The organism is Micromonospora sp. NPDC006766 (assembly GCF_040636055.1).
GTDB lineage: Bacteria > Actinomycetota > Actinomycetes > Mycobacteriales > Micromonosporaceae > Micromonospora.
The window spans coordinates 146,134-169,690 of the sequence record NZ_JBEYIX010000008.1; the positions used below are offsets into that span (position 1 = coordinate 146,134).

Here is a 23,557-nt window from a genome sequence, read left to right on the forward strand (position 1 = left end):
CTGGTCAGACAGGGGCCGCTTGAACTCAACAGTCGGAGTGCGCGCGATGGACATAGCAAATGTCGTCTACGCGGCGGTCGACGCGGTGGCACGCCGCATCGCGAGCATCGGAACGGCAGGCGCCCTCGCGCTCACCGACTCTGTTGCGGATCGTCTCTACGGTGCCGTCGCGGAACGGCTCAGCGGGTCTGCGATCGGTGCCCACCTTCTGCGCGGGCTGGAAACGGCACCCGCAGACACCGCAGCCCAATGGGCCATCGCACAGGCTCTGGCCGCCGAGGCTGAGGCCGACGGTCAGTTCGCCGAGGAACTCCGGCACCTTGTCGGCCAACTCACGGCCAGCGCGCCCCAGCACGGCGCTTTCGGCCTGGCCTCCACCACGGTCGGCGGCCAAGGCTTCCCGCGCCCTGGGCCGATCCCGCCCCAGGGCGCGGCGGTCGGACCAGATCAGATCAGCAAACCGCGGCAAACCTTCAAGCCGACCACCGGCGGCGTCATAGTGATTATCGCGGTTGCGGTGATCATGATGCTGATCAGCATGACCGTCCTGGCCAAGGTGGTGCTGCCCCAGGCCGGCATCACCGAAAGCGCCCGATTGAATCGATTGGAGGGTATATGGACAACCCAGACATCAAACGGCAGCGCAATGCTCATCGTCCGCTCTGACCACACAGTCGCGCTCAGCGGCGGCAGCCCTTCCTGCCCTGGCCGGGTCACGTCGCCGGCCCGGTCCAACTACGTCTTCGAGGTGGACTGCGGCCTGGTGAAGACCACCTTCGAGGCGAAGCTCAACCTGCGCGGCAACGAACTGACTTTGACGTCGCCGGGTGGGGTCGACAAGGTCGTCATGCACCGGGAATAAGTCCGCTCCGCCGGGATCGTGGCTGTTGGTGTCGGCGAGCGTTCAGAAGCGCGCGGCGAGGTCGTCGCGCTCTTGCGGCGTCAGCTCCTGGTATGCCTTCCAGAAGGAGAAGGTGCGGAAGGGTGGGCGCAACTCCGCGCTGTAGGCGTCGCTGGACACCGCCTCGCGGAGAGTCAGCTCACCGTCTTTGACGGCGGAGGCCATCTCACGCAGGAGTGGGTTGTCGCTGCGGCCGAGCCGGTCGAGAGCGTCCGACAGTGCGGCGGCTCGTCTCGCGTCCCCGCCAGCGATGTCGTCCAGGTCGTCCATGGCGTTCAGGCCCCCGCTCCGGTCGTCGCTCCGGCAAGCGGGTGACGGTAGTACCCGCCGTCGGGGAGTGTGGGAAGGGTGACAGCGTCGAGGCCGCTGAGCTCGTGGGTGAGCTTGGCGCGGAAGGCGAGGACGGCCGTGGCGATGTCCTGGTAGAGCTTGGTGGCGTTGCCCCAGAGGCGAAGCATGTTGGCGATTTCGGCGGCGGCGAGATTGTAGCCGACGGCCGCGCCAACGCCGGTCTCGGCGGTGATGGTGCCGGCGGCGACCTCGATGCCGGCGATGATGGCGGAGTCGATCAGGCTTTGGACGATGCCGCCGAGGGCCGTGCCAGCGGACCAGACAGCAGCCGCCATGTCGCGGTATGCCTTGCTGACGTTGCCCAACGGTCCCCTCAATTCGGCGACGGCGTTGGCGGTGGTGGTGAAGTAGCGGAAGGCGCTGTCACCGGCAGCGCCTTGCCAGAGTGGGTACAGAGCGGTGGCGCCAGACTGGAGGTTGTAGGCCAGGTCGTGCAGAGCAGCAGCGATGTTGCCGACGACGGGGGCCATCCTGGCGAGGGCCGCCCAATCGCCGAAGACGCCGTTCTTAATCTCACCGATCGGGTCGAAGCTCCGGGGCGGAGTTTTCCAAACGACCGGCGAGCCGGTTGAGGGTGGCGTTGATGACTTCGACCGCGTGATCATGTCCGGCCTTGGCCATTTTGATCTGCTCGCCGCCGGTCGCGATGTCCGCGTACCGGTTCAGGTAACTGCGAAGCTCCCATACGTCTGCGGCGGCACGGTCGACCTGGCCGGCGAAGCCAACCATCGCGTCCGGCTCGACGGACAGCGTCATCTTCCGGCCTCCATTTTCGCCACGAACATGCCGCCAGCCAGGCCGACAACGGCGAACACGAGGGCAAGGGCGAGAACGTAGCGGCGCGGACGTGGCTCGTGCACGACAAATGAGCTCGCGCCGAACACTCCGCCCACGATCGTGGCGACGTACCAGGGCCAGAGTGAACGCGGGGAATCCCCATCGAAAAACATGATCACAAGCGCCGCCAAGCCGATGGTCGCGAAGGCGATTCTGTGCCGAAGAAGCCGGTAAGTGCCCTGCTGCAAATCCGCGAGCTCCTCGCGGTAGGCCGCTTCCGCCTCGGCGGATCTTGCCTCTGTGGCCGGTCGCTGGCTGAGGCCATCGTCAAACCCGATGCTCCGGACTCATGCCGGCAAAAATAACATCGACGGTCATGCTGCGGTTGCCCTCAGTTAGCAGGCTGAGGGCAACGGCGGGACGTCAGCTCGGCGAGTCGGTCTTGAGCCCGGCCAGGAAGCTGGCCCAGGAAGGGCCACCGAAGCTGAGCACCGGGCCGGTGCGGTCCTTGGTGTCGCGGACGTCCACCGCGCCACCGACAAACCGCACCTCGACGCAGTTGGCGTTGTCCGAACTGCGAGAGGATTTGAACCAACCCTCCCCGGGGATGCTGTACGACGAGGTCACGTCATCTCCTTGACGATCCGGCGGATCAGGTCGAGCGAGTCGTCCGAGCTTAACGCGCGTTCGCGCGCCTCCGCGAAGGTCACCTGATAGTCGGTCACCCGGATGGACTGGTCGATGATGTCGATCGAGGTCAGCACCTCCTGCCACACCAGGTCCGGCAGCCGGGGCGACGGGAACGACAGGATCTGAAAGGACCCACCCAGCGCAGGATGTGCACCAGCGGTGAACGGCAGCACCCGGACTTCAATCTGCTCCGGCCGCTCGGTCGCCAGTCGGACGAGGTGATCGAGTTGAGCCTTCATCACGGCCGGTCCGCCGACCTGCTGGCGTAGCGCGCCCTCGCCGAGCAGCGCCGTCAGCCGGATCGGGTTGGCGGCATCCAGCCGCGCCTGCCGGGCCATCCGGGCACCGACCCGCCGCTCGACCTCGGTGAGCCGAATCGTCGTGGTGCCTCCGGCGATGACCGCTCGCGCATACTCCTCGGTCTGCAACAGGCCAGGCACCAGCTCACTGCCGTAGAACCGGATGTGCTCGGCACCGGCCTCATAACCGAGGAAGCGGATGAACTCGGCCGGGAAGAGCTGGGAATACTCGTGCCACCAGCCGCGCCGGCTGGCACCGTCGCGCAAGTTTTCCAACTCGGCGGCCTCCTCCCGCTCCAGCTCGTAGACCTCGACGATCCGGGCCAGCCGGGCGGCGGGCAGCTTCACCCTGCCCGCCTCAACTCCAGAGACGTACGCCTGAATGATGCCGATGGCACGACCAGCCGCCGCTGCAGTCAGGCCGATCTCCTCGCGGCGTTGGCGCAGCCGCAATCCCAACTCCCAGGCCTGCACCACTGGCGACGGCACCGTCGATTGCTGACGTGACTCGGACGAACCCGAGGGTGTGGATGACATGGCCTCTCCTTCCACTCCGGACAAGCACCTTGAGCATCCTCCCAACTACCCTTGATATCAAGCTCGTTTCGGTGCACTCTCATCTAGAGCACTGAGAACCGATTCGTGGATGAGTCGAGGAGGCAGGATGCTGAACGAGATCGGGTGGATCTGGCGGAAGCCGCAGGTGCGGCACGCGTTCGCGCTCTCCCGGGTGGTCGACGCCGGCACCCCGGACCAGTGGCACGACCTGCTCGGGGTCGTTCGGGTGCCGGTCGACCGGCTCGCCCCAGACAAGCTGCGCGACGGGCTTCGGCCGTGGGCGCTGGCCACCCTGGCGGCTGGCGGTTACGGCTTTGGCCGCTACTACGCGAGCTATTCCACGCTGGACGAAGACGACGAGCCGGACAAGCTCATCGTTGACGAGGACATCGACTGGTCCGGCACCGCCGTCCTGGTCCCCGCCGAGCAGTCAACCACTACACGATTCGCCACTCCTTGACTGCGCGCTAGGCACGGGCGGCTGTCAGAAGCGCTTGGCTCCGACGTAGGCGACTACGAGCCGTTGTCGGGACCATCCATGCGGAAGTGCAGCCGCCCAGGCCGGCACCCGGCGTAAACCTCGCATGCAAGTCGAAGACCCGCTCTGTCCCGTCGGTAACCACGAAATGACAGAGCGCCTTTCGGGTGTCGCTCTCCGGTGTCACCTTGCTCCGCCAACGCGGGCTGGCCTCCAGACCTGGTGGCGTCGATCCAAGTCGGTGACGTTGCGTGACGGGTGTTGCTGAGCCCAGCGTCCTTCTCGACGTGCGGATCTGGCCGATTAGAGTGCATCAACAGGTCACCGCTGCGAGGACCAGCGGCGTGCCGGCGACCAGCGTCGGCGATGGCGTCACCGCCACATTTGGCGACCAGGCATACCAGGCGGTGGAACTGCGTCCGGCGCAGCCCGGTGAACGGGTCGATCAACTCTGGACGGTAGGCCGAAAATACCTCTACCCACCGATGATCAACCGCAGTCCTCGCCAGACAGTCAGTGGGGCTACGAGACATCCCTCCGGCATCCGGTAGGCGAGGGGCGGTCGGCGCCGCTACAGTCCGGGAGCGGTCCTGAGCTTCTGAATTAGTCTCTTGCCGACATTCAGGCGCACGGTTGCCTGGCCAACCTCCCAGAAGTTCTTCGCGCCGTTTTGCTTGGCATTCCAGAGCAACGTGTGCGATGTGGCTCCCCCAACCTCGGTACTCGTCGGGGTGCCACTCGTACATGTCACGGATCCGGATCGACACCTCCGCGTGAACGTCATCGACCGCGCTCAACAGCTCGTAGTGAACCTCGTCGACCGCACCTAGCGCGAATTGCCAATCGGCACTGAAGTAGGCGAGCTGTGGCACTTTGAATTGGCCACTAAGCTCGCCAGCCTCGCCGATCTGGATCTCCGATTCCAGCTTGAACCCGCCGTCTTGCTGGTAAAGCGCTGCGACGTCTTCGACGAAGTCGCTCCCGCTTCCGGCGAGATAGTGGTCTAGGTGCTGGCGTGCGAGGGGTCCCTTGGACGAGACCTCGCGCTGTGCAAGCGCGATCAGCCACGCTTGGGGCAGTATTTCGGCGACGGCATCATCCCGCAGTAAGCCGCCGAGCAGCCCCCCGCCGATGATCACCTCCAAAACTTCGCGGAAGGATTCCTTTCGCGAGGCCTCCTGGGCGATGTGGTAGATCGTCATCCATCCGTACAGACTTGCCAGGGCACGGAAGACCTTGCCGACGCCGGGCAAGGCGTCCTTCATGAATGCGGGTTCGTATGTCTCCGGCTGGTCCTGGCCGAACCCGACCGGGCGCGGTGGTTCTCGCTGAACCGCCGCACCCGTTAGCGCTGCGCCGGTGCGCTGGAGATAGTCGACCGTTGCCGCGTTGCCGACCTGCCGCTGCATGAGTGCGACCCAGTGCGGCGCAGGGCCGCTCACCCTCCTGCCAGACGGCGGCCACGTGACGTCTGCTCGCCCAGGTGCCTGGTGTTCCCGCACAGCCCTTCCTCGACGGCTGCCGCGAATCATAAGGGAGTCGAGGCGTTCCGGGCCTACAGCGGAGACAGCAGGTGCACCACATGGAACTTTGACTCGCACAGGCCGCAGTGGTTTGCGGCAACGACGCCACATCGAGGATCCGGACCTGCCGCCATTAGCTCGCTACGCAGCGTCACGCCGAACTGGCCCGGTTGCCGTCCGTCATGCCGATGAGCGGACATCTGATCTTGATCCCGGTGTCGATGCGATGACTGAAGTGTCGCGCCCTTGCGCGGAGGGCGAGACCCACGCGGGCTGGTACTGCTCCAGGCTGATTGTGCGGCAACCACCCAAACTCGTACTAGCGGAAACAGGTTTGCTATGGAAACCTATTGGCATGACCACTGATTCGGTACCCGCCGGCGGCGATCCCCGCCGTGTGCTGTCCGACGTGCGCGCCCTCGCCCACCGGGTGCGGCTCGACCAGCGGGTGACCTGGTTCGCGCTGCTGGTGCTGGCCGCAGCGACCTTCGTGGGGATCGCGTTCGACTGGTACTTCCTCGACGTGCACTGCGTGCCCATGCCTGATGGGTCCGAGTGCCGCGTCTGGCATCGGGGCGCGGCGTTTTACTGGCCGCCGGCGCTGCTGCTGGCCTACACGGCGATCGCCGTCTGCTACGTGCGGGTCGCCCGGGCGCGGGGGCTGGCCGCCCGGGTGCTGCCGTACGCGGTCACCGGCGTCGCGGGGGCCGTCCTGTACACCGTCGCGGGGCTGCTGGTGCGCCAGTACCTGCTCAGCCACCCGGTGCCGACCCACCCGCTTCCGTACTGGGCGCTTCTGCTGGACCGCCTGGTCGCACCGTGGGGCACGATCGGGGTGGCGCTGCTGGTGCTGGCCTGGCTGGAGCGCCACGTCGCGCTGCTGGCGTTCACCCTCGGATATCTGGCGGTGGTGCTGGTGCCGATCAACTTCGGCTGGGGTCCCGACTGGGGATACTCGCTGCAGCAACAGGCCATCAACGGCACCGTGCTGCTGCTGGGCGCGATCGGCTTCGCGCTGGCCCGCCGGCGGGACCGGTGACCGCCGAGGACGGGGCCCCGGACCCGCACGAGCACCCGGTCAACGGCCTGGACGACGTGGTGCACCAGCGGGTCCGCCTGGGCATTCTCGCCATCACGCACGAGGCCCGCCGAGTCGAGTTCGGCTACCTGCGCACCCATCTGCAGTTGACCGCCGGCAACCTCTCCCAGCACCTCGGCGTGCTGGAGACGGCCCGCCTGATCGAGATCGAGAAGGGGTACGCCGGAAAGCGCGGCCGGACCTGGATCACGCTCACCGCCGCCGGCGACACCGCGCTCGCCGACGAGATCGCGCGGCTGAAGCTGCTCATCGCGCGGGTCGAGACCACCGACACCTCGGAGGACCGATGACCACCGCAGTGACCCGCCGACACCTGCTCACAGCCCACCGGGGTCGCCGTGCCGTTCGGCGGCACCGGCCGCGGGTGGGCGGCCCCGACGCCGGCCGCGCCCGGCCGGCTTACGCTGCCCACACCCACCGAGCCGCACCGTGTCGCTGCACCTCGTCGACAGGTCCCGCCCGGATCTCCCCCGGCCGTGATCCTCACCGGCGGCAACCGCAACGACGTCACCAACTCGTCGCGGCTGCGGCCTCGGCACACTGCGCTGGGTCAGCGCACGTCCAACCCACAGCCGCCGCAGACGCCGAGACGAGTCGACCAGGCAAACGACACCATTTGATCGGGTGCACGGATCTGCCGCAATCCGGTGCAGGCGCGACCGACCTGGCAGTAACGGGGTGTAGTCGGCGAAACGGTCTCTCGTGCGACATGGTGACTTGGCAGCCGAAGCGGCTCCGATTTGATCGCCGCAGGCTCGATGAACTGCGCGATCGCGGTCAACCGCTGGATGCCGTCCACCATGGCCCATGCTTCGTCGTCGCCCTCCGCTGCGTAGAAGGTGGGCAGCGCAAGTCGACCGTGATGTTGCGGGTTAACATGTCGATCCGCCTCGGCCCCTGTCGCTGTCGCAAGCAGACGCTACGGTCACTCCCATGTCTGGGGAGAGCGTGCTCGCCGTACCCGATGAGCGGGTGATCCGCGACGAGCTGCAACGGTTGGTCCTGGCCGACCTACACGGGCCGCTCGGCGGGCCGGCCGAGGAGTTTCCCACCAGGGAAAACCCGCTCGACCGCTACATTCTCGGGCGGCTGGCGCCCAACGGCGAGTCCATCGATCCGGCCACTCAGGACGCAGGCGCCGACGCCACCGTCTCCGACCCGATGGAGGGAAGTGCTGAGCCGAGCGCGCCGAGCGTGCCGAGCCTGGCCCCGTCCGCGCTCGGCTTCACCGCGGCCGTGCCGGTGTCGGTCACCGAGCTGCGCGTGACCGCCGCCTGGGGCAGCTACGAGACCGCCGCCGCCGACCGGGAGGGGCCCGCCGGGGGGCGGGTCTGGCGACGGCACCAGCGCGGGCGCGCGGTCACCGTGGCCCTGCGCGAGGGGCTGATCGCGCCACGGTCGGTCGACCCGGCGCAGCCCACGGTCGTCGTACGCGGTCGGGCGCGTCGCCTGGACGGGGTCTGGCTGGTCTCGCTCTTCCTGGAGAACCGGGAGCGCAGCTCGTCGACGCGGGAGCCGGCCCGGTGGATCTTTCAGGTGGAGCTGAGCGCGACCGGCCCCGAGCAGGGTGTGCCCGTCTTCGTGCCCCGGCCCGAGCAGGTCGCCGGGGGCGACGCCGCCGACCAGGCGGAACGCCTCCGGCTGGCGATGGCCTACCGGTTCCAGCCGGAGTTCGCGGTGGGGCACGGCACCGCCGTGTACGCCGAGCCGGCCCAGTCCGACCCCCTGCGGGCCGTCACGGTCGGCACCGCGACCGTCCCCGCGCACGAGCTGCCCTTCACCGGCGTGCCCGACAGCGAGCAGGACGCGGACCTGCCCGAGCTGGCCGACGTGGAGCGGGACATGAAGCGGCTCGCCGAACTGGCGGAGGCGGGCCCGGTCGAGGCGCTGACCGGGGCGTTGCGGCCCCTGGTCACCGGCTACCGGGCGTGGATCGACCGGAACGAGGCGACGGCCGGCGACCCGGCGCGGCGGCTCGACGCGTACCCGTTGCAGGTGCGGGACGCGATGCGCGAGGCCCGGGAGGCGGCCGACCGGATCGAGGCCGGCATCACGCTGCTCGCCGCCGACCCGAAGGCCCGCGCGGCGTTCGGCTTCGCCAACCGGGCGATGTACCTGCAACGTGTGCACACCGTGGCCGCCGCCCGGCGGCGGAAGCAGCCGAACACCCCGCTGGAGCAGGCGGTCGCCGCCGCCGACCAGCCGGCCCATCACCGGTGGCGTCCGTTCCAGCTCGCCTTCGTCCTGATCAACCTGCCGGCGCTCGCCGACCCCCGGCACCCGGAGCGGGGCGACGACGTCAACCGCGCCGTCACCGACCTGCTCTGGTTCCCCACCGGTGGCGGCAAGACCGAGGCGTACCTGGGCCTCACCGCCTTCACCATCGCCGTACGCCGCCGCCAACCCGACTACCCCGGCTTGACCGGCGGCGACGGGCTCGCCGTGCTGATGCGGTACACCCTGCGCCTGCTCACCATTCAGCAGTTCGAAAGGGCCGCCACCCTGATCTGCGCGGCGGAGACCCTGCGCCGCGCCGACCCGCACACCTGGGGCGGAACGCCGATCCGGATCGGGCTGTGGGTCGGCGGCCGGGTCACCCCCAACCGCACCCAGGACGCGAAGGACTGGCTGGACGAACGGCGGCGGGGCCGCTCCAACCGGGGAGTCGGCTCACCGCACCAGCTCACCACCTGCCCGTGGTGCGGCACCAGAATCGAACCCGGCCGGGACATCGTGGTGGAGCCCGACCACTGGCGCACCCTCGTGCGCTGCTCCGACGTGGAGTGCCCGTTCAGCGCGGTGGGCGGCTACCTGCTGCCGGTCGACGAGCAGGGGCTGCCGGTGCTGCTGGTCGACGAGTAGATCTACCGCCAGCCGCCGGCGCTGCTGATCGCCACCGTCGACAAGTTCGCCCAGTTGCCGTGGAAGGGTGAGACCGCCGCCCTCTTCGGCCGGGTCGGCAAACGCTGCGAGCAGCACGGTTATCTCACCGAGGATCTCGAATCGACCGACTGGGAGCGCCGGCGGCACCGGCCGGGCAACCGGGTGGTCGCCTGCGATCCGCTGCGCCCGCCGGACCTCATCATCCAGGACGAGCTGCACCTGATCTCCGGGCCGCTCGGCTCGCTGGTCGGGCTCTACGAGACCGCGGTGGACCGGCTGGCCAGTTGGCAGCCGGCGCACGGGCACTGGTCACGGCCGAAGGTGATCGCCTCGACGGCCACCGTGCGCCGGGCCCAGCAGCAGATCGGGGCGCTGTTCAACCGGCGTACCCGGGTCTTTCCGCCGCCGGGGCTGGACGCCGCCGACAGCTTCTTCGCCCGCCAACGCACGGCCGAGGAACATCCGGGCCGCCGGTATGTCGGCATCTGCGCGCACGGCAACCGCATCCGGTCGACCCTGATCCGGGTGTACGTCTCGGTGCTCGGCGCGGCGCAGAAGCTCCACGAGACGTACGGCCGCAACCGGGTCACCGATCCGTACATGACGCTGGTCGGCTACTTCAACAGCCTGCGCGACCTGGGCGGCATGCGCCGGGTCGTCGAGGACGACGTCTCCACCCGCCTCATCCGCGCCGACGAGCGCGGGCTCGCCCGACGGTACGACCCGCACCTGGAGGAGTTGACCTCCCGGATGCCGTCGGACGCCATCCGGCCGCTGCTGGACCGGCTGGCGGTGCCCTTCACCGGCACCCGGGCCAAGAACGGGCCCCGGCCGATCGACGTGCTCCTGGCCACCAGCATGATCTCCGTCGGCGTCGACATCGACCGGCTCGGCGTGATGGTGGTGGCCAACCAGCCGAAGTCCGCCGCCGAATACATCCAGGCGACGTCCCGGGTCGGGCGGCAGGCGCCGGGGCTGGTGTTCAACGTCTACAACTGGGCCCGGCCGCGCGACCTGTCGCACTACGAGCGGTTCGACCACTTCCACGCCACCGTCTACCGGCAGGTCGAGGCCCTGTCGGTGACCCCGTTCGCCGAACGGGCCATCGACCGGGGGTTGACCGGGGTGCTGGTGGCGCTGGTCCGCGACCTGGAGGGCACCTACAACGGCAACCTCCGGGCCCGCGAGTTCGACCGGCACGGCCAGCTCGCCGACCACGTCGTACGGTTCCTCAAGCGCCGCAGCGAGGTGGCCGCCGACAACACGGTCCGCCAGCGGGTCGAGGAGGAGCTGGAGGCCCGCCTCGACGTGTGGGCGCGGGAACGGGCCCGGCCCGCCCGCCGGCTGGCCTACGACAAGCCGTACCACAGCGACGACGTCGCCGGTCTGCTCCACCGCCCCGAGGAGGGCCGGTGGGAGCAGACAACCTGCCCCACCTCGCTGCGGGACGTGGAGCCCGCCATCCAGCTTCAACTGCAACTCGGCGGCGTCGGCGACGAACCGCCACCGTTCGTGCCGCCCGTCCGGTCCGGTCCGGCGGTGACCTCATGACCGGGCCGCAGCAGCGCGGCAGCCTGCGCGTCGGCGCGCTGCGCCCCAACCAGCTCCTGCACACCTACGGCGTCGGGTCGGTCGCCGACCTGCCCAGCCTCTCAGTGCTGGTCCTCGGGCTGGCGCACTGGGATCTCACCCATTCGACCCCGGTCGTGGAGGACCGGCTGTTGGCGACGATCCGGCACCGGCTCGGCGACCAGGTGGAGAGTCTGCGGCTGCCGCCGCACCTGCCGGAAACCTCGGATCTCTTCGCCGACTGGACCCGGGTGGGCGTGCCGGTGACGCTCTTCCCCACCTGGCTGCGCTGCTCCGACACCCGGTGCAACCGGCTGGCCCCGGCGGACTCCGGTCTGTTCGACCTGCTCTCCTCGCCTTTCCAGCCGGACCGGGCCCGCTACGTGCACGGCTGCCGGGGCAACGGCAACTCCCGCCCCACCGCCGTGCCGGCCCGTTTCGTGCTGGCCTGCGACAACGGCCACCTGGACGACTTTCCCTGGTCGTACGTCGCGCACGGGGGCGCGGAGCCGGGTGCCGGTCATTCGCTCACGCTCGCCGAACGCGGCAGCACCGGTGAGGCGGCCAACATCTTCATCACCTGCGAGTGCGGGGCGGCCCGGCCGATGTCCGTGGCGCTCGGCCTGCTCGCCGAGAAGACCCTGCCTGCCTGCCGGGGGCGCCATCCCCACCTCGGCACCTACGAGCCCTGTGACGCCGCCACCCGGACCCTCGCCCTCGGCGCCACCAACAGTTGGTTTCCCATGCAGCTACGGGTGTTCAGCATCCCCCGGGCCGAGCAGCCGGTCGACCAGGCGGTCGCCGACCTGTGGTCGGCGCTGCAGGTGCTCGCCGGGCTGGACGCCGCCACCGCCAAGCAGATCATGCCGACCCAGAGTTGCTGGCCCGAGCTGAAACCCTACGGCGTCGACCGGGTCTGGGCCGCCGTCCAGCGCCGCGCCAACGCCGGGCCCGACGACACCGGCGACGACAACACCGATCTGCGTACGCCCGAGTGGCGCGCCTTCACCTCCGGCAGACCCACCGAGCTGCCCGACTTCACTACCCGCCCGGAGCCGGTGCCGGCCCCGCACCGGGAATGGCTACAGGATGTGGTCCTCGCGCCCCGGCTGCGCGAGGTCACCGCGCTCTACGGCTTCACCCGGATCGACTCCCCCGAGTGGGACGTGCTGCACACCCCCGACCGGCGGCGGGCCCCACTGACCGTCGGCCGGCCGACCTGGCTGCCCTGCGCCGAGATGCGCGGGGAGGGAATCTTCCTGCGTCTCGCCGAGGAGCGCGTCACCGAGTGGGAACACCGGCCGCGGGTCAAGCAGCGCGAACAGCTCCTGGCCAGCGCCCACGACCGCTGGCGACGCCAGCGCGGGCTGGACCCCACGCCGTACCCCGGCCCCCGGTACGTCCTGCTGCACACCCTCGCCCACGTGCTGATCCGCGAACTGGCCCTGGAATGCGGATACAGCGCCGCCGGCATCGGGGAACGCGTCTACGCCTGGTCCGGCGAGCATCCCGCCGCCGGGGTGCTGCTCTACACCTCGGCACCCGACAGCGAGGGCACCCTCGGCGGGCTGGTCTCCCTCGGACGGGCAGACCGGCTGGGATCGCTCGTCGAGCGGGCCCTGGAAGCCGCCCGGCTGTGCAGCTCGGACCCGCTCTGCGCGGAACACGACCCGACCGTGCACGCCCGCCTGTCGGGCGCGGCCTGCCACGCCTGCCTCTTCGCCGCCGAAACCTCCTGCGAGCGGGGCAACCACTACCTGGACCGGGCACTGCTGGTCGACACCCTGACCGATCCCGGCTCCGGATTCTTCGCCCCATGAGCCACGAGCGGTTCGCGGCGGTGATCGCGGACATCGCCACCACACTTCCCGCTGATCACGTCGCGGCCTGGGCGAGCGTGCTCATGCGGGTCGACGGGCCCGTCGACCGCACGGCCACGGTCGACCTGATCGACGCCCGGCCGGGGTTCTCGGTCGCCGCCCACGCCGAACGGCTGATCGGAAGCTGGCAGACCCAGGCACCCGACCTACCGGGCGCAGCGGTCGCCCTCGCGCTACGCAGCGCCGCCGGCCTGCACCAACGCGTCGCCGCCCAGCGGACCGAGCTGGCCGTCAGCGGGCCAACCACCGCGTCCGTGCCGGTACGACTCACCAGTTCCGTGGTCGTGGGGATCATCCGCGCGGCCCGGGGCAGCCTGCTCGTGGCCAGCTTCGCCGCCTTCGGGGTGGCCGAGGTCGTCGCCGAACTGCGCGCCGCCGCCGGTCGGGGCGTACACATCGATTTGATTCTGGAAAGCTCGGCGGCGGACGGCGGTGCCCTACGTGGATCGGTCGGGGCCGCGGCCACCTTCGCTGATCTCCGCGGCCGGGCGACCTTCTGGCACTGGCCCGCCGCGCGACGGGGCACCGGCGGCAGCTCACCCGCCGCGTTGCACGCGAAGTTCATCGCCGCCGACGGCGAGGTGGCGCTGATCAGCAGCGCCAACCTCACCGATCGGGCACTCTCCCACAACATCGAGGTCGGTGTGGTGCTTCACGACCCGGCGGTGGTGCACCGGCTCGTCGCACACTTCCGAGCCCTTTCCGACCCTCGAACCGGGCCGCTGGAGCGACTGGATTGAGCTGAACCTCGGCTGCGAGGCCGCGCCTCGCCTGACCTTAGAGTCGCCCCGCAGCTGCCGGAACGGGAGGACGGACTGATCGACCCGACCCTGGAGATGCGCCGCCTGGCGGGCCGTACTCCTGGCGGGCGTCTACCTTCTCGTCGTGTTCGGTGCAGCGGTGGCCACCGCGACCGGCGACGGCGTCCGCTGGTGGGCTGGCTGCTGCTCCCCTGCCGGCGTTCTCGTTCATCCTTGGGCACGCCTCGACGGGCGATGCCCCTGGACGTCTACGCGGACCTGTTCGCACTTCCAGCAGAGGTCATCCCCTCGCGAACGGCAGCTGCTGACGCGTCCAGCTCGGCGCGCTCCCGGCGCCGCCAGTCCGCGTCGATACGGAAAGTGTCACCGGCGAAGCGCGGAAACATGTGCAGGTGCACATGGAAGATCTCCTGGAACGCAGCTTCTCCGAAGTACGGAATGTAGCCACGAGGTGGGGCGGGCGGGACTCGAACCCGCGACCGAGGGATTATGAGACCAAACTGCCCGCCCCGCCGGCCTGGGCATCTAGCGGTCTAGCAGCGGAAATACCTCTCGACGTCTCCCACCACTCCCCCGCCGTCCGCCAGCCTCTTGCGGACCAGATGCGGACTGCTGGCAATGGAAGCGTCATCTACGATTTGGCGATGAACACGGGGGAGGACGTGGGGGACCTTGGCTCGCTGTTGTGCTGTCTACTCGTGGGTCTCCTCATGGTCGCCGGTTCGGTCGGTTCGGTCTGGTGGGCGATCGTTGATCGACGGCGAAGAGAACGGCATTAAGGCCACGTCCGCAGACGCGACTTCCCCCGCCACCTAGCCATCCCGTCTGCCGCCGGCCCACACACCGTGGAGCGGGCCAGGGCCAGGGCGCCAAGGTGGAGCGCCCTACCGGACGAACGACCTTGGCACCCTGGCCCCTGGTCTGCTCGGCTCTGCCTGGGTCGGCGGCTGGCGGGATGGCATCCCACCACCCACAAACCGGAACCGTTCGGCAACTCCATCTCGGAGTCGTCTGGCCCCCGCCGGAGGCATGCCCTTCAATGGCCGGCGCGCCGGCCGATGCTGGCCGCTCTTCGGGTACGGCGGGTGGATCTCGCGCGGCGTCGGCTGCTGGTGGCGGAGTCGGTGACGGAGGTCAACGGGCGGGCGGTGTTCGGTACGCCGAAGACGCACCACCGCCGGTCGGTGCCGCTCCCCCGGTTCCTGGTCGAGCCGATGGCCACGCAGATCGCCGGCCGGGCCGGTGACGAGCTGGTGTTCACGTCCCCTGGCGGCGAGGTGCTGCGGAACAACAACTTCCGGCGGCGGGTCTTCGACCGGGCTGCGGCGTCGGTCGGTCTCGCCGGTCTCACCCCGCACGAGCTGCGGCACACTGCGGCGAGTCTCGCTGTGGCCGAGGGCGCCAACGTGAAGGCGGTTCAGCGGATGCTCGGGCACGCCTCGGCGGCGATGACCCTGGACGTCTACGCGGACCTGTTTGAGGACGACTTGGACCAGGTGGCGGACCGCCTCGACCGGGCGGCGGCTCGTGCTGCTGCGGACTCAGTGCGGACTGATGGCGTCGGTCCCGATCTTGATGCCGTTCGCCCGGGTCGTCGGCACCATGCCTGAGCAGGGGTTTGCGAGGTGGGGCGGGCGGGACTCGAACCCGCGACCGAGGGATTATGAGTCCCCTGCTCTAACCTGCTGAGCTACCGCCCCGCTACCGCGCCGGATCTTATCCCGCCCGGTCGATCACCGGCCACCACCAAACTCAGCGTTGTCGCTGCCGTCCAGCACGGTGGGCAACGCGAGGATAACAGCGAGCAGTCTCCCTGCCGCGCCCAAGTCCCCGGCCTACCGGCCGGATCAGGGCTCGGCTCGACATGGAAGCTGGTCATGAGGCGGGTGTGGCCCTCCCGTCCAGCTCGGACGGACCGCACTGCCCGCAGCGGAGCGCGGCGAGGATCACACCGGCGGTCCGCCAGCCGCTGGCGAGCGCGCCCTGGATGGAGGGACTGTCCCGGTGGTCGCCGGCCACGAACAGCCCGTCGCCGAGCGCGACCGGTTTGCGCAGCCGGCCCTGCGGTGGCGGCGCGGCGGGCAGTGCCGCCGGCACGCTGACGGTGGTCAGGTGCGTCCAGTCACCACCACTGTGTTGGCGATCAGTTCCCGCCGCTCGCCGTCGAGCAGCAGGATCGGCTCGTCCAGCGGCGGGCGGTCCGTGCTGTGGTAGTAGGTCGTGTAGCTGTGCATGCGTACGGGATGCAGTTGGGGCAGCAGCCGGGCCGCCGCCGGCGGGTCCGTGGCGACTAGGACGGCACGGCAGCCGACCTCCTCCCCTGCCCGGGTGCGGACCCGGCCCGGCGTGACCTCGACGACCGGGGTGTTCAGCTCGATCAGCTCGGCGGGCAGCGGGTCGGCGACGGCCCGGGGCAGCGCGGCCATCCCCCGGGCGGGCAGGCCGATCCGGCCCCGGGCGAACGCGCGCAGGATCACGGCCAGCACGTGGCTGGAGGTCTCCAGCTCCCGGTCGATGAAGACGCCGGAGAGGAACGGCCGGAGCAGTTCCTCGATGATCGCGTCGGAAAGGCCGGCCCGGCGCAGCGCGGCCTCGGTGCTGGTTTCCGGCGCGTCGAGCAGCCGTCCGACCGGCAGGGTGGCGCAGCCGGCGGCGAGCGCGGCGAGGCGTACCCGGTCGAGCAGCGACCCGACGCCGGCGGTGACGGTGGCGGGCGCGTCGGCGGGGTTGCGCAGCGGGTTGACCAGCCGGTGCAGCCGGTCGCCGCGGCGGACCAGCACTCCCGGGGTGAACCAGCCCAGGTCGAGGGTGGTCAGGTCGAGCAGCCCGCCGAGCCGCGGGTACGCGGTGTTGAGCACCTGGAAGCCGCGGTCCAGCAGGTAGCCGTCGACCTGGTCGGTGGCGACCCGGCCGCCGAGCCGGTCGGCGGCCTCCAGCAGCCGCCAGGGTACGCCGGCGCGGTGCAGCCGGCGGGCGGCGGCGGGCCCGGCCAGGCCGCCGCCGACGATGACGACCTCGGTGTCAGCGGCCACGCTCCACCCCCGCGCCGGTCCGGTCGCCGTCGCGGACGGCGCGGGACAGTCGGCTCGGCCACCAGATGACCGGCCCGAGGTCGTACGCGAGCGCGGGCACCAGCAGCGACCGGACGACGATGGTGTCGAGCAGTACCCCGACGGCGACCGCCACGCCCAGCTCGACCAGCACCACCAGCGGCAGCACGGCGAGCGCGGAGAAGGTGGCGGCGAGCACGACGCCGGCGGAGGTGATCACGCCGCCGGTGACGGCGAGACCGGCGAGCACCCCGGCCCGGGTGCCCCGCCGGACCGACTCCTCACGGACCCGGCTCATTAGGAAGATGTTGTAGTCGATGCCGAGGGCGACCAGGAAGACGAACGCGAAGAGCGGGAACGACTGGTCGACGCCGGGATAGTCGAGGAGATACCGGAAGATCACCGCGCAGAGGCCGAGCGTGGCCAGGAACGACAGCACCACGGTGGCGATCAGCAGGATCGGGGCGACCAGGGCGCGGAGCAACAGCGCCAGGACGATCACGATGACCAGCAGCACCACCGGGATGATGACGTTACGGTCCCGAGCGGCGGCGTCGGCGGTGTCCACGTCGACGGCGGTGAAGCCACCCACCACGGCATCGGCGCCGGGCACCTTGTGCACCGCCTCGCGCAGGTTGCGGACGGTCTGTTCGGCGGCGTGGCTGTCCGGCGGGTCGGTGAGGGTGGCCTCCAGCTGCACCCGTCCGTCGACCACCAGCGGCTGCGCGTTCGGCTGGGTCGGCCCGCCCGGTCCCGCTGCGGTGACCGGGCGGACGGAGGAGACCCCCGGTACGCCCTGGGCGACCTGGGCGACCTGCCGGGCGGTGGCCTGTTTCGTGAAGATCGTGGCCGGGCTGCCGGTGCCGGCCGGATAGTGCTGGGCGATCACCTGCTGCCCGGCGGTCGAGTCGGTGGGTTTGGTGAACATCTGCGACTGGCCGAGGGCGGTGATGCCGAGCTGGGTGAGCCCGAGGGTGAGCACGGCCAGCAGCACGGCGGTGACCAGCCAGACGGCTCGCGACCGCCGGGCGACGAAGCCGGCGATCCGGCCCCAGACGCCGTGCTCGGCCTGCGGGTCCGCGTGGTCGAAGCGGGGCCGCCGCGGCCAGAACGCCCACCGTCCGCCGAGCAGCAGCAGCGCGGGGAGGAAGGTGAGCATCACCAGCAGGGTGGCGGCGATGCCGACGGCGGCGACCGGGCCGAGCGACCGGTTGGAGTTGAGGCTGGACAGCAGCAGGCAGAGCAGGCTCGCGATCACGGTGGTGCCGGAGGCGATGATCGCTGCGGCGGCGCCCTTCCAGGCGGCCTTCAGCGCGTCCCAGGGTCGGTCGTGCCGGTGCAGTTCCTCGCGGTGGCGGGCGATCAGCAGCAGCGCGTAGTCGGTGCCGGCGCCGAAGACGAGCACGGTGAGGATGCCCTGTGCCTGCCCGTTGAGCTTGATGATGCCGTTGTCGGCCAGGTGGTAGACGAAGAGCGCGGCCAGCGCGTACGACATGCCGGCGGCGAGCAGCGGAAAGATCCAGAGCACCGGGCTGCGGTAGACGACCAACAGGATCACCAGCACCACGATCAGGGTGACCAGCAGCAGCGGCCCGTCGATGGCGGTGAAGACCTCGATCAGGTCGCCGAGCAGTCCGGCGGGCCCGGCCACGTCCACGGTGAGCCCGTTCCGGTCCGCGCCGGCGACGTCGCGCAGTTGGGTGACGGCCTGTCGGATCTGTTCGCCCTTGGTGCTGGCGATGGGGACAATCACCTCCACGGCCTGACCGTCCTGGCTGACGATCGGCGGCGGCAGCGGCGTGACCACCCCGGGCACCTGGGCGAACCGGGCAGCGTCGGCCTGGACGCGCTGCTGGTCGGCCGGGGTGATGCCCGAGGTGCGCTCGTAGACGACGATGGCCGGGGTGGTCTGTCTCGGCGCGAAGCCGGTGGAGAGGTCCTGTGCCCGGGTCGCCTCGGCGTTCGCCGGTAGGAAGGCGGAGTTGTCGTTGGTGGCGACGTTTCCGAGTTTGCCCGCGTACGGGCCGGCGATTGCGCCGACGGCCAGCCAGCCCAGCACGACCGCCACCGCGACCAGCGTCGCCGTCCGGCGGCTCGGTCCCCCGGCCATCTCCACCCATCCTCGGCCCGATGCCCCAGCCGGCCCAGCGGAGATCTGAGCCGGCATCGCTCATCCTGCCGGGCAGAACGGCATCAGGGTGGAGAAAACGGGCGCTACGCCGGGAAGGGGTCACCCGGGTCGGACCGAACAAGAAACGCCCGCTGGCCTGGGCCGACGGGCGTTGTGTTGGAGTGAAGCTCCCCCGATTGGACTCGAACCAATAACCTGCCGGTTAACAGCCGGCTGCTCTGCCAATTGAGCTACAGGGGACCGTGCACCGCCTGGCTGCCGGATCTCTCCGCGCCGTGCGACGCCACAAGAATACAGGACTCCGGGGGGTGGCGCGCCAGGGGGTTACCCGCCGATTGCGGCGCTGGGTCCCTGCCGCCGCATACGCCCGACTTCACTCACAAATCGGGCAAATCGCAATCTCCGCCCAGGAAGGCATGAGCGGAGAGCAAGATGGGTAGTTAGCCGCTGACAGAGGACCCAGGCGCGAGATGGTCGCTTCCCGCCGGGCAGACCCCGGCCGGAAACGGCGGCGCGTCAGGTACGGAAGGAGCCGCCATGCGCGGAAAGATCATGTTTCTTGGCGGGCTGGCTGCGGGATTCGTCCTGGGCGCCCGTGCCGGTCGGGAAAAGTACGAGGAGCTGATGGTCCGGGGCCGCAAAGTGCTCGACCACCCGACCGTCCAGGAGGCGGCGGGTGTCGCGCAGGCCCAGGCGAACCGGCTGTATGCCGAAGGCAAGGACAAGCTGGGCCAGACCAAGCTCGGCGAGAAGCTCGGCAGCGGCAACGGCAGCAGGCAGGGAATGACCCCGGCCGACGAGCCGTTCGCCGGCACGCCGGCCAGCGCCGGCGCCAAGTCCGGTTCGAGCGGCTCGAGCACCAAGGCGTCCGGCACGGGCAGAGTTTCCTGAGGTCATCGGGGAGCGGGCCGGTCACCGTAGAGGCGACCGGCCCGCTCTCGTCCGGGTGTTGGTAAGAACCGCGACACCAGGGGCCAAAGATGATCTAGATGTGAGGGCTGCCGGGGCGCTGTGGGCATCTGAATGACCTCCGGCTATGGAACGGCCTTCTTGGGGACCTGGTTGAGCACTGGACGCTGGTCGGTGCCGAGCAGGATCTGTCCGCGGCGAATGGTGGAGTTCGTCGCGCGGCAGTTGGGTGTGGATGCCGGTTCGCTGGGCGTCTACGAGTGGGCGGGGCGCACGATCGAGCGCCATCGAGCGGAGATTCGGGCGCATCTGGGGTTCCGGCCGTCGCACCTGCGCGAGCACGGCGTCGAGGTGACGCTGACACTGCTGGCGACGTTGGGGTGCACCGCCCGGTGCTGGAAGCCCTGCACCTGGTCCGCCGGTACCGGTCGCAGACGGATCTGACGTACCTTCGCGCCGTCGGTGAAGTGGTAGGTCGGCCCCGCGACCGACACGAAGCCGGCCGGCGCCGGCGTGGCCACCACCGGAGCGTTCCCTGACGGTGCAGCCGAAGCTCCCCGAGGATGCGTTCGCGTTGCTCGGCGTACTCACTGTCGCTGATCAGTCCGTCGCGGTAGGCCACGGCGAGCTGGCCTCCTGGTGGTAGACAGCAAGAAAACTAACGACAACGCTGGTCAGAGCAGGTACCGCGCGGGACAGCGGTGCTGCTCGTGCCGAGAGCCGGTTCACGAGCGTTGCCGTTGATTTCGGGCTGGAAGCTACGGCCGGGCCGGTAGTGCGGCCGGGCACCCTTCACCCACGACGAACCTGCCGGCTGACCCGGGCATGGTGACGGCCCGGGAGCCAGTGCCGCCGCGCCGTCACCGCCGGTCTCGACCAGGACGGACCGGGACCGACCTCGCTGACGCGGTCCGCTCGTCCGGGCTGACCTCGGCCGAGTGGGAAATCGCACACTTCTATATAGAAATAGACAGGGATTTGGATTGCTGAGAGTATCGGGGCGCTAGCTCATGACTACGGGGGCCATGGGTGTAGCGAGATTCTGCCTGCCCCCGAACAGGAGGCGGCATGAAGCGCATCTTCCTCTCGCCCGGCCGAATGCTGATAGCGGCCGTGGCGGCGTTCGCTCTCGTCCTCGGGCTCGGCGCTACCAGCGCGAGCGCCGACGACGGGCTTTCCCCGTTCAACAAATCGATCCTCGTGCCCGACTACACGGAGATGCTGTGGTCCCTCGTCGGGTCGCAGAGCGATGAGCAGATTGACAGGATCGCGAATTCCGGACACGAGGTCCAGTTGCTTCTTGACCCCAAAGCCGGCAAGATCCTGGCCGCAATCGACACCGAGAGCACGTTCACCCCGTCCGCGCTCACCCGCCTCGGCCCGGGGTGCTCTACAGACAGTCTCTGCATGCTGAACAGCGTCCCGAACGGCTATATCGGTACTGGATCCCTGTACGGCACCTGGTCGAACGTGTACAAATACATGACCGGCGACAGGATTGGCACTTTTCAGTTCAACGGTCTCAACTGGACGCACAATCCTCGCACGACCGTGAACCTCCCGGACCCGGAGAAGATCGTCTACATCGCTCGACAGTAAACACCCTTTGACGAGCGGAACGTGGCAGGGCCCGGGTCGTTCGGGCCCTGCCACGTTTCACGGTCTGTCGGCTGCAGTCTGCCGTGGCGATCTCCTCCAAGGCTCCCGCATGCGCAAGGAGGCTCCCGTGTCAGAGCGAGCTAAGGAGTGCCGCACCGCACCGAAATAATACGGCCGGACTGAGAATCGATGGTGAGCTCGACGCTCGGCCACAAGGTTGTGGGAGTCGCCGTGTTGTCTGCTGAAACCGTAGGAGGCCCGCAAACCGACCTCGTATCAACCCGCAAGGGTCGTTCCGCCGGCTCGCCGGTGAGAAAGCCAAGGCCTAGCATCACGCTGGCGGCAATGACAAACCGAGGTTGCGGGCGCCGCAGAGGCGGCGAGCTGCGCGGTGGCGCATCCAGATCAATAACTGGCACACGGTACCTTAGCGCCCGGACCAGCCCAAGGACCATCTTCCAGGTCCGACCCGCCAGAGCGGCGTGACATGAGGGCACACAAGAAGCTGTCGGGGCTGAGAAGGCACTCCGGATACGCGGTGCTGTGCGTTGACGGGTGCTACGCCCCGGCTCTGGAAGACCCTGTCGGCCCATCGCGTCGGTTGGGTCGTGGATCGACCCGCCGAGGTTGAGTTTCACCTCGCGGACGGTCAGCTCCTTGGCAATGTCGTGCGCGTCGGAGACCGAGCGGGCGAGCCGGTCCAGCACCAGCAACCCCGAACGGACCGTGAAGATCAATTATTTGGCCCCTGGTGACGCCGTTCTTACCAGCACCGCTCGTCGGGACACCCCCCTCGCGGGCACGCGCCGATGACGGCGATGTGGCACATTTCGAGAGGAGGTGGTCGCGATGACGATGATCGGACCGGAAAACGCGGACCAGGCGCGGCTGCTGCGACTGCTGCGCGACGGCCCTCGGTCACGGGTGGAGCTGACCGACGCTCTGGGCCTGCCCCGGGGCCGGTTCGGCACGGAGGTGGACCGGCTCGCCGCGCAGGGTCTGGTGGAGGCCGCGGGGCCGGCCGCGTCCCGGGGCGGTCGCCGCTCGTCGCTGCTCCGGATCGCCGAGCAGGTCCGATTCGGCGCGGTGATCGTCGGCGAGGGGCGGCTCGACGTCGCGCTCACCGACGGGGAGTTGAACATCCTCGCCCGGCACACGGAGCCGGTCGACGTACGCCTCGGGCCCGAGCCGGTGGTAAGCCACGCGGTCGAGCTGCTCGCCAAGCTTCGCGCCGAGGCCGGGCTGGCCCGGTTGACCGGGGTCGGGGTGGCCCTGCCCGCGCCGGTCTCCGTCCGCGACGGCGCCCCGGTCTCCCCACCCGCCCTGCCCGGCTGGCACCAGTTCCCGGTGCGCGACACCATCGCCGCCGAGCTGGGCTGTCCGGTGCAGATCGACAACGACGCCAACGTGATGGCCCTCGGCGAGCACCACACCGGCACCGGCCGGGCGTTCGACGACTTCCTCTACGTCAAGCTGGGCAACACGGTCGGCTGCGGGCTGGTGTTCGGCGGGGCGCTCTACCGGGGCGCGACCAGCGGGGCCGGCGACATCGGGCACCTCCAGCTGACCGAGGACGGGCCGTTGTGCGTGTGCGGCAACACCGGCTGCGTCGAGGCGTACTGCGGGGACGCCGCCCTGGTGAGGGAGGCGGTGACCGCCGCACGGACCGGGCGCTCGACGGCGCTCGGCGACCGGCTGGCCGTGGCCGGCACCCTGACCATCAACGACGTGGCCGCCGCGGCGACCGGCGGCGACCCGACCGCGCAGACGCTGGTCCGAGACGCCGCCCGCCGGCTCGGCCAGGTGCTCGTCGAGCTGGTCAGCTTCGTCAACCCGGCCATCGTGATCATCGGCGGCACGCCCGCCGGCATCGGTCCGGTCCTGCTCGCCGAGATCCGTGGCATGGTCTACCGGCGTTCCACGCCGCTGGCCACCGGGGCCATGCCGATCGTGCTCTCCGACCTGGGCGACCGGGCCGCCCTCGTCGGCGCCGCCCGCCTGATCAGCGACCAGGTCTTCGGGGCCCGCTGAGCGCCGCCGACTCACCCGGCACCCGGTCGCACAGGAAAGGGTGCGGAATATCACTCCTATGGCTATGC

22 protein-coding genes, 2 tRNA genes and 1 pseudogene are annotated in these 23,557 nt (G+C 69.8%); 13 read left to right on the plus strand and 12 right to left on the minus strand.

Going from position 1 to position 23,557, the window contains the following annotated elements:
• Nucleotides 1–37: 37 nt before the first annotated feature.
• Nucleotides 38–862 carry a hypothetical protein gene (locus tag ABZ671_RS11750; protein ID WP_357855225.1) on the plus strand — a complete coding sequence of 275 codons (825 nt, stop codon included), beginning with the start codon at nucleotides 38–40 and terminating at the stop codon, nucleotides 860–862.
• A gap of 42 nt (nucleotides 863–904) precedes the next feature.
• On the opposite strand, the gene ABZ671_RS11755 is transcribed toward ABZ671_RS11750, so the two are convergent.
• The 6 genes from ABZ671_RS11755 to ABZ671_RS11780 all read right to left on the minus strand — a co-directional run bounded on the left by ABZ671_RS11755 (nucleotide 905) and on the right by ABZ671_RS11780 (nucleotide 3,555).
• Nucleotides 905–1,171 (minus strand): hypothetical protein, encoded by a 267-nt coding sequence (locus tag ABZ671_RS11755; protein ID WP_357855226.1) that lies wholly within the window; start codon nucleotides 1,169–1,171, stop codon nucleotides 905–907.
• Between the two features lie 5 nt (nucleotides 1,172–1,176).
• The gene (locus ABZ671_RS11760; protein WP_357855229.1) at nucleotides 1,177–1,722 is read right to left on the minus strand and encodes a hypothetical protein; all 546 of its coding nucleotides are present in this window, start codon (nucleotides 1,720–1,722) and stop codon (nucleotides 1,177–1,179) included.
• 43 nt (nucleotides 1,723–1,765) lie between these two features.
• Nucleotides 1,766–2,008 carry a hypothetical protein gene (locus ABZ671_RS11765; protein ID WP_357855232.1) on the minus strand — a complete coding sequence of 81 codons (243 nt, stop codon included), beginning with the start codon at nucleotides 2,006–2,008 and terminating at the stop codon, nucleotides 1,766–1,768.
• Entirely contained in the window at nucleotides 2,005–2,277 is a 273-nt protein-coding gene (locus ABZ671_RS11770; protein WP_357855235.1) for a hypothetical protein, read from the minus strand. Before ABZ671_RS11770 ends, ABZ671_RS11765 begins: the two co-directional genes overlap by 4 nt.
• A 175-nt stretch (nucleotides 2,278–2,452) precedes the next feature.
• The gene (locus ABZ671_RS11775; RefSeq protein ID WP_357855238.1) at nucleotides 2,453–2,656 is read right to left on the minus strand and encodes a DUF397 domain-containing protein; all 204 of its coding nucleotides are present in this window, start codon (nucleotides 2,654–2,656) and stop codon (nucleotides 2,453–2,455) included.
• Nucleotides 2,653–3,555: a DUF5753 domain-containing protein gene (locus tag ABZ671_RS11780; RefSeq protein ID WP_357855241.1), complete on the minus strand. Its 903-nt coding sequence runs from the start codon at nucleotides 3,553–3,555 to the stop codon at nucleotides 2,653–2,655. The genes ABZ671_RS11775 and ABZ671_RS11780 overlap by 4 nt, the downstream gene beginning before the upstream one ends.
• Nucleotides 3,556–3,682: 127 nt before the next feature.
• Between ABZ671_RS11780 and ABZ671_RS11785 the strand changes: the two genes are divergently transcribed.
• Nucleotides 3,683–4,036: a hypothetical protein gene (locus tag ABZ671_RS11785; RefSeq protein ID WP_357855244.1), complete on the plus strand. Its 354-nt coding sequence runs from the start codon at nucleotides 3,683–3,685 to the stop codon at nucleotides 4,034–4,036.
• Between the two features lie 53 nt (nucleotides 4,037–4,089).
• Here ABZ671_RS11785 and ABZ671_RS11790 read toward each other — a convergent pair whose 3' ends face one another.
• Complete coding sequence (locus ABZ671_RS11790; protein WP_357855246.1) at nucleotides 4,090–5,463, minus strand: hypothetical protein; 1,374 nt, start codon at nucleotides 5,461–5,463, stop codon at nucleotides 4,090–4,092.
• A gap of 469 nt (nucleotides 5,464–5,932) precedes the next feature.
• Between ABZ671_RS11790 and ABZ671_RS11795 the strand changes: the two genes are divergently transcribed.
• Together ABZ671_RS11795 and ABZ671_RS11800 are read left to right on the plus strand one after the other, a co-directional pair.
• Nucleotides 5,933–6,616, plus strand: coding sequence for a hypothetical protein (locus tag ABZ671_RS11795; protein ID WP_357855249.1), 684 nt, complete (start codon nucleotides 5,933–5,935; stop codon nucleotides 6,614–6,616).
• On the plus strand, nucleotides 6,613–6,966 hold the full coding sequence (locus ABZ671_RS11800; RefSeq protein WP_357855252.1) for a transcriptional regulator: 354 nt from the start codon (nucleotides 6,613–6,615) through the stop codon (nucleotides 6,964–6,966). Before ABZ671_RS11795 ends, ABZ671_RS11800 begins: the two co-directional genes overlap by 4 nt.
• A 260-nt stretch (nucleotides 6,967–7,226) precedes the next feature.
• Here ABZ671_RS11800 and ABZ671_RS11805 read toward each other — a convergent pair whose 3' ends face one another.
• Nucleotides 7,227–7,478, minus strand: coding sequence for a hypothetical protein (locus ABZ671_RS11805; protein ID WP_357855256.1), 252 nt, complete (start codon nucleotides 7,476–7,478; stop codon nucleotides 7,227–7,229).
• Between the two features lie 131 nt (nucleotides 7,479–7,609).
• On the opposite strand from ABZ671_RS11805, the gene ABZ671_RS11810 reads away from it, so the two are divergent.
• The 5 genes from ABZ671_RS11810 (at nucleotide 7,610) to ABZ671_RS11830 (ending at nucleotide 15,379) form a co-directional block, all read left to right on the plus strand.
• Entirely contained in the window at nucleotides 7,610–9,538 is a 1,929-nt protein-coding gene (locus tag ABZ671_RS11810) for a hypothetical protein (protein WP_357855259.1), read from the plus strand.
• Between the two features lie 54 nt (nucleotides 9,539–9,592).
• Complete coding sequence (locus ABZ671_RS11815; protein WP_357855262.1) at nucleotides 9,593–11,110, plus strand: helicase-related protein; 1,518 nt, start codon at nucleotides 9,593–9,595, stop codon at nucleotides 11,108–11,110.
• Nucleotides 11,107–12,948 carry a DUF1998 domain-containing protein gene (locus ABZ671_RS11820; protein WP_357855265.1) on the plus strand — a complete coding sequence of 614 codons (1,842 nt, stop codon included), beginning with the start codon at nucleotides 11,107–11,109 and terminating at the stop codon, nucleotides 12,946–12,948. The genes ABZ671_RS11815 and ABZ671_RS11820 overlap by 4 nt, the downstream gene beginning before the upstream one ends.
• Nucleotides 12,945–13,748 carry a DISARM system phospholipase D-like protein DrmC gene (gene drmC / locus ABZ671_RS11825; protein WP_357855268.1) on the plus strand — a complete coding sequence of 268 codons (804 nt, stop codon included), beginning with the start codon at nucleotides 12,945–12,947 and terminating at the stop codon, nucleotides 13,746–13,748. The genes ABZ671_RS11820 and drmC overlap by 4 nt, the downstream gene beginning before the upstream one ends.
• Before the next feature lie 1,079 nt (nucleotides 13,749–14,827).
• Nucleotides 14,828–15,379 (plus strand): site-specific integrase, encoded by a 552-nt coding sequence (locus ABZ671_RS11830; protein ID WP_357855271.1) that lies wholly within the window; start codon nucleotides 14,828–14,830, stop codon nucleotides 15,377–15,379.
• Between the two features lie 16 nt (nucleotides 15,380–15,395).
• Here ABZ671_RS11830 and ABZ671_RS11835 read toward each other — a convergent pair.
• From ABZ671_RS11835 to ABZ671_RS11850, 4 genes and pseudogenes are all read right to left on the minus strand, one after another.
• A tRNA-Ile gene (locus tag ABZ671_RS11835) sits at nucleotides 15,396–15,469 on the minus strand.
• Nucleotides 15,470–15,644: 175 nt separating this feature from the next.
• Nucleotides 15,645–16,801 (minus strand): annotated as a pseudogene (locus ABZ671_RS11840) (FAD-dependent oxidoreductase).
• Complete coding sequence (locus ABZ671_RS11845; RefSeq protein ID WP_357855274.1) at nucleotides 16,791–18,929, minus strand: MMPL family transporter; 2,139 nt, start codon at nucleotides 18,927–18,929, stop codon at nucleotides 16,791–16,793. The pseudogene ABZ671_RS11840 and the gene ABZ671_RS11845 overlap by 11 nt, the downstream one beginning before the upstream one ends.
• 188 nt (nucleotides 18,930–19,117) lie before the next feature.
• A tRNA-Asn gene (locus ABZ671_RS11850) sits at nucleotides 19,118–19,190 on the minus strand.
• Between the two features lie 297 nt (nucleotides 19,191–19,487).
• Between ABZ671_RS11850 and ABZ671_RS11855 the strand changes: the two genes are divergently transcribed.
• The 4 genes from ABZ671_RS11855 (at nucleotide 19,488) to ABZ671_RS11870 (ending at nucleotide 23,489) form a co-directional block, all read left to right on the plus strand.
• Complete coding sequence (locus tag ABZ671_RS11855; protein ID WP_357855277.1) at nucleotides 19,488–19,841, plus strand: hypothetical protein; 354 nt, start codon at nucleotides 19,488–19,490, stop codon at nucleotides 19,839–19,841.
• A gap of 132 nt (nucleotides 19,842–19,973) precedes the next feature.
• A complete protein-coding gene (locus ABZ671_RS11860) occupies nucleotides 19,974–20,303 on the plus strand; it encodes a DUF4158 domain-containing protein (protein WP_357855280.1) in 330 nt (109 codons plus the stop codon).
• Between the two features lie 624 nt (nucleotides 20,304–20,927).
• The gene (locus ABZ671_RS11865; protein WP_357855282.1) at nucleotides 20,928–21,458 is read left to right on the plus strand and encodes a hypothetical protein; all 531 of its coding nucleotides are present in this window, start codon (nucleotides 20,928–20,930) and stop codon (nucleotides 21,456–21,458) included.
• 849 nt (nucleotides 21,459–22,307) lie between these two features.
• The gene (locus tag ABZ671_RS11870; RefSeq protein ID WP_357855285.1) at nucleotides 22,308–23,489 is read left to right on the plus strand and encodes an ROK family transcriptional regulator; all 1,182 of its coding nucleotides are present in this window, start codon (nucleotides 22,308–22,310) and stop codon (nucleotides 23,487–23,489) included.
• Nucleotides 23,490–23,557 lie beyond the last annotated feature (68 nt).